Source organism: candidate division WOR-3 bacterium, assembly GCA_039802005.1.
In the GTDB taxonomy this organism is placed as follows: Bacteria; Hydrothermota; Tepidihabitantia; order SM23-42; family JAOAFX01; genus JAOAFX01.
In genome coordinates this window covers 55,259-64,415 of the sequence record JBDRVV010000014.1, presented here as the reverse complement: position 1 = coordinate 64,415, position 9,157 = coordinate 55,259, and the positions used below count along the sequence as shown (strand labels likewise).

The 9,157-nt window shown below is 40.1% G+C and carries 9 protein-coding genes; 8 read left to right on the top strand and 1 reads right to left on the bottom strand.

Going from position 1 to position 9,157, the window contains the following annotated elements; translation table 11 throughout:
• The first annotated feature begins 222 nt into the window (after positions 1-222).
• The 8 genes from ABIL69_06145 (at position 223) to ABIL69_06110 (ending at position 8,649) form a co-directional block, all read left to right on the top strand.
• Positions 223-768: a GspH/FimT family pseudopilin gene (locus ABIL69_06145; GenBank protein MEO0123569.1), complete on the top strand. Its 546-nt coding sequence runs from the start codon at positions 223-225 to the stop codon at positions 766-768.
• 12 nt (positions 769-780) lie between these two features.
• Positions 781-1,209 carry a prepilin-type N-terminal cleavage/methylation domain-containing protein gene (locus tag ABIL69_06140; protein ID MEO0123568.1) on the top strand — a complete coding sequence of 143 codons (429 nt, stop codon included), beginning with the start codon at positions 781-783 and terminating at the stop codon, positions 1,207-1,209.
• 12 nt (positions 1,210-1,221) lie between these two features.
• Positions 1,222-2,190 carry a prepilin-type N-terminal cleavage/methylation domain-containing protein gene (locus tag ABIL69_06135; GenBank protein ID MEO0123567.1) on the top strand — a complete coding sequence of 323 codons (969 nt, stop codon included), beginning with the start codon at positions 1,222-1,224 and terminating at the stop codon, positions 2,188-2,190.
• A 9-nt stretch (positions 2,191-2,199) separates the two neighbouring features.
• Positions 2,200-2,688 (top strand): hypothetical protein, encoded by a 489-nt coding sequence (locus ABIL69_06130; GenBank protein ID MEO0123566.1) that lies wholly within the window; start codon positions 2,200-2,202, stop codon positions 2,686-2,688.
• 11 nt (positions 2,689-2,699) lie between these two features.
• Entirely contained in the window at positions 2,700-6,341 is a 3,642-nt protein-coding gene (locus ABIL69_06125) for a PilC/PilY family type IV pilus protein (GenBank protein MEO0123565.1), read from the top strand.
• Positions 6,342-6,353: 12 nt separating this feature from the next.
• On the top strand, positions 6,354-6,707 hold the full coding sequence (locus ABIL69_06120; GenBank protein MEO0123564.1) for a hypothetical protein: 354 nt from the start codon (positions 6,354-6,356) through the stop codon (positions 6,705-6,707).
• Between the two features lie 106 nt (positions 6,708-6,813).
• Entirely contained in the window at positions 6,814-7,728 is a 915-nt protein-coding gene (locus tag ABIL69_06115) for an Ig domain-containing protein (GenBank protein ID MEO0123563.1), read from the top strand.
• 213 nt (positions 7,729-7,941) lie between these two features.
• Complete coding sequence (locus ABIL69_06110; GenBank protein ID MEO0123562.1) at positions 7,942-8,649, top strand: hypothetical protein; 708 nt, start codon at positions 7,942-7,944, stop codon at positions 8,647-8,649.
• 31 nt (positions 8,650-8,680) lie between these two features.
• On the opposite strand, the gene ABIL69_06105 is transcribed toward ABIL69_06110, so the two are convergent.
• Positions 8,681-9,091, bottom strand: a complete 411-nt coding sequence (locus ABIL69_06105; GenBank protein ID MEO0123561.1) for a hypothetical protein — start codon at positions 9,089-9,091, stop codon at positions 8,681-8,683.
• Positions 9,092-9,157 lie beyond the last annotated feature (66 nt).

Below are 9,157 nucleotides of genomic sequence, written 5' to 3'. Positions count from 1 at the left end.
TATCAATCGCAAAACTCAACATTTTTTCAGCAGAAGCAAAAATGTTGAGTTTTTGGGGGGAGAATTAATTACATTTATTGGGTAATTTTTTACCCAATAATTTATTTTTTTCATAAAAACGCATGAAATTTCAATACCTTTTCTAAAAAACCAGGCATATTTTTTGCTATATTATATAGTGGATGAAGATATTTACTCTTAATATAGTTTTAAGGAGGTGTTATGGCAAAAAATATTAAAAAACACTTAAGTAAAGGTATGACTCTTGTTGAATTGATGGTGGTAATTGGTATTATTGGGGTTATTATTGCTCTTGCGGTACCAAATTTTTCTTCTATGCAAAGAAAAGCACGGATCAAGGCAGCGGCTCAGACAATAGCCCAAGATTTAAGACAGATCCGGGAGCGGGCATTGTCAACGGGTGTCCGTCATATCATTACTTTTGATCTGCCAAATAGAAAGTATATAATTTCGTACGTGCAAGATACCACAACTTGGCAAAAAAATTATCTTCTTGGTCAAACGACTGGAGGTAACATACAATTTGGTGCTGTTTCAGGCGCTACAGGTCATCCTCCCGAAGGTTCTTTACCAGCACCAGGAAATGGCGGAATAGATTTTCCCGGAAATACACTGATAATAGATGCTCGTGGAGGTGCAACGAGTGGAGTAATATATATCACTGATAACCACGAAAGTTATGCAATAGGAATAAATACGTTGGGCAAGGTCAGGGTTTATAAATATGGTAATAACAGCTGGAATTAAATGGAGGTATTTATGGAAATAAATAATTTTAAGAGTAAAGGTTTTACACTTGTTGAAATCCTTGTTGCAATTGTAATACTCGGATTGGGCGTGCTGGCAGTTTCACAGATGACCATTTTGGGTTTAAGAACAAGCAGGGTGATTAACACACAGATGTATGCTCGGGATGTGTTAAACAGAACTTACGAATTTCTACAAGGTTTGCCAACGACAGATACTACCTATTTGAAATGGCGTTCTTCGGTGAACCTCGATGATACAATTCCTGGCAGTTGTGATTATAATGTAAACGAAACAACCCGCGGCGGAAGATTCAGAGTAGTGTGGAACATAGATGATTCAATACCTGATAACAGGTTTAAAACAGTGAGAATTCATGTGATACCAAGACAAACACAGGTGCGGAAAGTTTTAAGGGCTGAGTTGATTAAAAGATATTAATAGGGGGCAAAAATGAAAAAAACCAGGTTGCAAAATACCAAAAATGGTATGACACTCATAGAATTGATGGTTTCACTGATAATCTTGATGCTTGTCCTTGGCGCAGTCTATTCAATAATGAATATTCAGCAAAATAGGGCTACGCAGCTCACTAAAACCACAGTATTACAGACTGATGCCCAGGTGGCGTTTACCCTCTTAAAATGGGATTTGTTACTTGCTGGTTTAGGCTATCCGTATACAAAACAGGATGCTGTTACATTGCTTAATGTGGGTGGAGTAGATGGGGCAGGCATCGCATTAAAGGCGGTAGGATTGGGTTTTGAAATAAATAGAGTCCACTGGAGCTATCTTGTTGATGACGCAAAAGGAGTTCAAATTCTTGTCCGTAGGTGGACTGATACAGTTGCTAATTTTTCCCAATTTGATACGCTTGTTATTCTCAATGAGATGCGCGAACCCATTTATACGAATTTAGTCGTAATGAACGACCCTCGTTCTGATACCACATGGTATATAGATTCGCTGTGGGGTGATTCAATACCTGCATCAAGGGTGAATGTAGGTGTCCCAATTTCTGCACGGCAAGGATTGATGGTTTTCAGTATGCGCGGGAATGCATATACTGGTGGAATAAATTATAGAGTCTTGGGGGATACACTAATGCGTGGTTCAGAACCACTTTTAACTAATGTAGAGGCGATTGCAATCAGATACGGGATAGATACTGATGGTGACCGAATAATTGATACTTGGGCTAACAGAAATAATCCGCCTTTTAATCCGAGTTTTGGTAGAACCTGGGCATTGAGATTTACAATGGTTGTAACGTCCGACCCGGTTTCAGGATACAGATATCCTGAGAATTTTGTTACGATTGAGAATAATCCGCCTTATACATACCCTTTAAATGACCTTCAAAGAAGAAGAAAAAGGGTGTTTTTGAGCAGTGTTGTGTACCCGCAAAATCTACAACCTTAGGGGGATTTTATGATGAAATATTCGAAACAACTAAATTCTAATATATCTAAAAATAAGGGTATTGCCTTGCTTGTTGCACTGGGTACAATGATTGTTGTCTTAATTGCGGGTTCCCTGGTGATATATCTCGTGATGAGAGGATTGAATGTTACCAGTGGCCAGGCAAGGTATGAAACTGTGTATGAGGCGGCTGTTGCTGGCCTGGAAATAGGAAAGGCAAAGGCAGAGAGCCTCAATACATTCTTGGATGCACCACCACGGGACAGTACCGTTGTCCATCTGGGGCAGTATGATGTAATCATTACTGCTGAAAGGACAGCGGCGACTGTGATAACAATGTCAGGAACAGCAATCAAATTTGCCCGTGCAGTCGCTGGACCCGGTGCAACCCCGGCCTCAGGAAGTTATAGAACTTATTACATCACTGCAACGGCGATTGCCCGCGGTGGTGAAAGGGTTGGTCTTGAAATATTAGAGCGGTTTACAGTCCAACCTTAAAGGAGGTTAAAATGAAGAAAATTTTAATAATAATTATCTTTGGCTTTCTATCATTGGGCTATAGCCAGATTGACACCTCTTATTGTTGTTCCCCGGTTTTTATGTGGAAGGTGCCGATGCCAAACATTTTGATATTCTTAGATAATTCGGGATCAATGGCTGGTAGGGCATACACAACAACAAGTATTACAATAGGAACACCTGATGATACAGTAAGATATTACGGATATTTTAATCCGGATAGTAACTACGAATGGGCAACAAATCGATTCAGGTCATCTCCAACCGGACCTTATCCAGGAAGGATTCTCAACTGGGCATGTATGTCCAGGGGTGATATTGCAAAGAAGGTTTTAATTGGTGGCAAAGGTCCTTCTACCTGGGGTGCAGCATCGGATCCGGTAAGAATTCAGAGTGAAGGTAGGTATAGTTGGACAGTATATTATCGTTCAAATGTTAATCCATATTCTAATTATAGTGTGATTTATGTTAACCACACTGCAACTCCCGGCCCCACAACGGTGAAGATTACAAAATATGGCAATGGACCATTGCCTGACCTTGAATCTCCGTCTGGTTCTGGAGTTAGTGTTGAGGTTGATATACCACGCAAGACCTGGGGCGGTATTTTAAGACAGATTGCGGATAAAAACGATGATGGAAAATGGGATGATATGGCACCGAGATTCGGTCTTGCCTGTTTTAATTACGGTATCGATGGAAACTGGGGAGGATATGATGAGGGCGGCGGTAATAACACTTTTGCCAACAATGGTGGCCATATTGAAGGTGGCGGTTACATTGGAGAAATCAAATATACCGATATGTATTCAGCGATAAGGAATATCGAATTTAATACCTGGACCCCACTCGGCGAGAGTTATTATGAGATGCTCCGTTATTTCTCCCAGGCAAAACCTTCTTATTCAAATGCCAATTATACTCCGAACCCGGTGAGCGAGAAGGACCCATTCTATGATAAGAGTTTACCCGGTCCGGCAGGTTGGGGTAAGATGACACCCTGTAGAAGGTCATTCATATTACTCATAACTGATGGTGAGCCAACGCAGGATTTACATATTCCTGCCTACTCGGTCGCCGATACCCTTCCTAATGCTACAAATTTGCGCAGCTACGCGGCTTATCCTGGGTCGGGTGTGCCTCCTGGCCCGGGGAGTTATACACAGAATGGTAGTAATTATCTCATCCATCTTGCCTATTACGGCAATATCAATGATTTGAGGCCCGATACCGCGATACCGGGAAGCCAATGGAAAGATAGACACCTTCCTGATAAGCAAAATGTTGTATTATATGGTGTTGCCGCATTTGAAAGCAATCCTACACTCAGTTTAGCCTGTAAATTTGGTGGATTCGTTGATAAGAATGGAAATAATAGACCCGATCTACAATCGGAATGGGATGCGGATAACGATGGATTACCAGATAATTACTTTTATGCCGAGAGTGGTTATGAGTTAGAAGACGCTATCATGAAGGCAATTAAAGCAATGATGGCACGAGTTGCTTCTGCTTCGCCAGTTGCGGTAGTTTCTACCGGGACACAATATGGTGGTCTCGTTACCCAGTCGCAATTCTATCAGACGAGATTCTTCCCTACTGGTGAGCAGGTTGATTGGTTGGGTACGACCCATACCCTGTGGATTGATCCCAAGGGTAATTTGCGAGAGGATAATCAAAAAGACGGAATACTTCATATGATAAATGACTATGTCATTAGAATGAAATCTACTCCCTCGGGAGTTACGGTGGTTCGCTATTATGATAACGACGGTGATGGCTATGTCACTTCAGCAGATTCAATTGGTGCTATCCCTGTTGAAGATATGATACCGGTCTGTGATGCAGGCAAATGGTTATACACAAATTCTCCAAATACAAGGAATATAAAGGTCTTCGTTGATTTCAATAATAACAATGTGGTTGATGGTGGCGAATTGCTTGATTTTACAACAGCCATTGCTGGACTCCTACAGCCTTATTTAAAAGCCAGTTCAGCCGCTGCGGCAGATACTATAGTCAAGTATATCAGAGGGAATGATATTGATACTTCAACACTTCGGTCACGAACTGTCCAGGGTATGACATGGAAGCTCGGTGATATTGTCAATTCAGGTCCGGTGCTCGTTGGTGAACCATTGGAGAGGTATGACTTTATCTACGGTGACCGCTCGTATTTCAATTATTATAACCAGTATAAAGATCGCCACAAAGTGATATATGTTGGTGCTAACGATGGTATGCTTCATGCCTTCAATGTAGGTAAGACTATTCAACTTGACAACGCACTTACTCCATTTAAACTGGACCCCGGTTCAGGATACACGCTTGGGCAGGAACTCTGGGCATACATACCCTATAATCTGCTTCCGCACTTGAAATTTCTGAAAGAGAAGAACTATTATTTCTGTCATGTGAATTATGTTGATCTGCGGGTTTATGTGACGGATGCCAAACTCTTTGATTCTACCGATGCCAAATACCCTGGAGGATGGGGTACGGTTTTGATCGGTGGTATGAGGCTGGGGGGTATGGATGCAGCGATTCCCAGTGATACCTGTAGATCGGCATACTTTATGATTGATATTACCGACCCATTTGACCCTGTTCCGATGTGGGAATTTACTGTGGATGACCTTGACCTCACAGTGTGTTATTCTACGGTTGTGAAGGTAAAGGACAAATGGTATTTAGTATTTGGCTCAGGTCCCGTAAACTGTTCTGGCGAGGCTGCACAGCGGGCAAGAATTTTTGTTCTTGATTTGAAGAGCGGAACACTCCTGCGAACATTTGTCTTCCCTGAGAACAATTCTTTCTTTACCAACATTTTTGGTTGCGATTGGGGTCTTGATTATACCGTTGACAGACTTTATACAGGAATGTGTTATGGGACTTCACCCAACTGGTACGGGAAGATATATAGAATAAAGACGAACGACAACCCTGACCCGGCATCTTGGGATACAACAACTGTTATGAACCTCGGTTTGAATCTCCCGATTACCGCTGAAGGGAGCATTGCGACTGATGAATATAACCACCTCTGGGTATATTTTGGAACCGGTAGGCTCTTTAATGAATTTGATATGGCTGATACAACGATTCCTAAACTCTATGTTGGATTCAGGGACGATACTACACATACCCTTGATCCATTCCAATTGTTTAATGCGACAAATGTCTGGGTTGATACTAATGATGTTGTACATATAGGTGCCCAGACAATTACCTATGATTCGTTGATAAATCTTGTTAACAACAAAAAAGGATGGTACAGGTGGTTTTCAAAACCGGGTGAGCGCAATTTGAATCCCACACTGGTGATTGGCGGGGCTGTATTATTTACTACATTCCGTCCGAGTGCTGCAGTATGTTCTTATGGTGGTGAAGGAAAACTTTATGCCTTATACTATAGAACTGGTACTGCATACAAAGATCCATTCCTTGGTGTCTCGGGTGATACAAATAGGGTCTTTATATCACTCGGTCCTGGAATGCCATCAGAACCATCACTTTATATCACCGCTGACCAGACAAAGGTCTTCATTCAGGTAGGTGGTGGTATAGTTTCACCTGAAACAGGTATCCCAGGTTTGCCAAGAAGTGGTGTGATACTGTGGAAGGGAAGATAAAGGAGGTTTAATATGAAGAGGATCATTCTTTCTTTGATTTTGTTATGCCTGCCATTACTTGCAAAGGAAATATGGCTCGGTGTGGTGGATGGTATGAAGGGTGATACATTATGCCTCGTGGATGGTTTGAATATTTATGTACCTGGATTATCCGGTGGAAATTTCTATTCTGAAAATGGTATTCCCTTAGATGTATCTGCCATTACTTTTCCACTAAAAGCATCCCTGGTTATAGACGAACGTGCCCGCGATATCTCTGATATATTGACTGAAACGGGAGTAAAACCCGGATTCGGACATTTGGTTAAGGTTAAAGTCCATAATTTCTGCGAATTCAAAGACGGCAGGCTCGTAGACAAAAAATAATCTGCAAAGAAAAGGGGTCGGACATTGATAATATAATGGTTCCGACCCCTCCCTTGACTCCTTAAAAATTCTGGATAAAATATTAAAATGGAAACTGGAGGCTCAATTGAGAAAAATTAAGAGATATTATGGATTATGGATTGCACCAATATTTTTGCTATTTTTTGTCGTCTTTTGCGGTGGTAAAAAAGAGGAAGGCACTGCAGGAAATCACCCACCTGAAATACACGAGGTTTCTCTATTGCCTTTAAATCCTACGATTCAATCAGAGATCACAGTTAGGATTCTGGCATCAGATAGCGACGGCGACCCCTTGACATATAAAGTAAAATGGTTTGTGAATGACAAAGAGATTGGCGAAGGGATGTCATTAAAATATGAAGATGCAAAAAAAGGCGACAAAATTTTTGCAGAGGTGACACCATTTGATGGGAAAGATTGGGGTAAAACAGTAAGGACCAGGGAAGTCAAAATTGGAGGTTTACCACCAAAAATTATTTCACTCAAAATTACTCCGGAGACAATCTTTGCTACTACCCCAAGTGTTGTGGTCTCTGCAATGGTAGAAGATCCAGACAAGGATTCGGTACAGTTATTTGTTCACTGGTTGGTTAAAGATGAGGTAATACCTGATACCTCGAATGTTCTTGATTTAAAAAAATACAATCTGAAAAAAAATGATGTGATAACTGGTGTAGCCTTTGCATCTGACGGTGAATTTAAATCAGAGCCTTTCCCATTTGAAATTCATATCGCAAATTCTGCGCCTGTCTTTAGTACCAAGATTGATTCTATAAAGGCAAAGCCGAATGAGATATATTATCAGGTGCCGATTGTTGACCCGGATGGCGATAGATTGACATTTGAAATACTCTCCGCACCTAAAGGGGTTATAATAGATAATAATACGGGTGTGATTTCCGGAAATGCAGGCGATGTCAATTCCTTTGAAGTTCTGGTTCGCGCGACCGATACCGATGGTGCTTATCTTGATGCGAAGTTTACACTGACTGCGCCGTAAAAGAGTAGTCAGTAGGACAGTAGCCGGTAATCATTAAGCACTGACAGACAACAAGAATAGTAAGGAGTAGTGATTTTAGGAGCGATAAATTTTAAAGTAATAAGTAAGGAAATAAATGGGCATAAAGTATGATTAAGGATCATAAGTATTATGAGGTGAAAAATAATGGGTCTTAAATTTAGAATCAGAAAATGTTTATTTATTGGAATTTGTTTGGGTTTTGGGATTTGGGATTTGGGATTTACTCAATCACTTGTTTTCCAAACTGGAGATACATTAAAATTTTATAAAAATGATAGTCTGATAGAACAAAGGGTTCTGAAAAGAGAAGAGAATACAAATGATGGAAGTTATTATATTGAAAAGGCTGGTGTATCACCAGATAATAAAAGATTTTTTATATGTGAAGAGAGATATTTTCCTGAAAAGGATAGCATATATACAAAACTAAGTGTGTATTATTCCAATCAGAAAAGAATATTTACCCATATAATGGGCGGTAGTAGAAAAATATGTGCAGACCTTACAAGGGTCTATCCGGATAAGATTGTTTTTTTTGTCACCGATCGCTTGAATGACAACCCGGTGATGGTGATAATAAAAAATAGTAATAATAGAAAGACAATTGATTTGAGACACTGGACGGGTATTGCTAATTATGCATTTTCACCAGGTGGAAAATATATTTTATTCCACGCCAGAAAACCTTATAACAACAGACTCTGGGATTATATCTATTTTTTAGACCTGCAGACAAATAAATCATGGGAGTACTTATTCCCTTTTTGTTTTTCCTGTAAAAGGGGTTGGATTGATTTAAAAGTATATGATGATGGCAAGAGTGAAGTGATTTATAGAAATGAGCATAGGATTTTTGATAAAGAGGGGAATCTGATTGATGTATTTGTGAAATTGGATTAGCGCAAAGACCTAAAAAGTTTCGCAGAGAACACTAAAAAATTGCCTGGAAGCCTAAGGTTGCGAGGATGCCAAGAATAAATACCCCACCAAGACAACTGAAGACTTTTGCCTTTGCTTTACTTGGTGCTGAGCGCACAGCCTGATAGTTTAATTCAACAATTGTCTCTTTATTCGCTTCAATCCGTACCTTTACAGTTCCTTCGCCGAATTTTGCAATACGCCACAAGGCACCAATATTCCCGCTTTTGAACTGATAGGATGCAGTTTCAATTGAATCCTGGGGGAAGAATCCCACATTATATTCGTCAGGTTTGAGCGGATATTTGACTATTGGAGTATTGCCGATATAGTCATCATCAACAAATACAGGCAGACCATCTTTATCTGCCTTTACAGTTAAATAACCATCATTTAGTTGGAGAAATAATAAAAATATCATCATAGAAAATTATATTTAAAAACAATCTTTAGTCAAGATAAATTGAAACTGAATTCTCCCCACATTTGT

What these genes read in the sequence shown, in the direction of transcription:
- ABIL69_06145 (MEO0123569.1), top strand. Translation starts at nt 223, where the DNA reads ATGGCAAAAAATATTAAAAAACACTTAAGTAAAGGTATGACTCTTGTT.
- ABIL69_06140 (MEO0123568.1), top strand. Translation starts at nt 781, where the DNA reads ATGGAAATAAATAATTTTAAGAGTAAAGGTTTTACACTTGTTGAAATC.
- ABIL69_06135 (MEO0123567.1), top strand. Translation starts at nt 1,222, where the DNA reads ATGAAAAAAACCAGGTTGCAAAATACCAAAAATGGTATGACACTCATA.
- ABIL69_06130 (MEO0123566.1), top strand. Translation starts at nt 2,200, where the DNA reads ATGATGAAATATTCGAAACAACTAAATTCTAATATATCTAAAAATAAG.
- ABIL69_06125 (MEO0123565.1), top strand. Translation starts at nt 2,700, where the DNA reads ATGAAGAAAATTTTAATAATAATTATCTTTGGCTTTCTATCATTGGGC.
- ABIL69_06120 (MEO0123564.1), top strand. Translation starts at nt 6,354, where the DNA reads ATGAAGAGGATCATTCTTTCTTTGATTTTGTTATGCCTGCCATTACTT.
- ABIL69_06105 (MEO0123561.1), bottom strand. Translation starts at nt 9,091, where the DNA reads ATGATGATATTTTTATTATTTCTCCAACTAAATGATGGTTATTTAACT.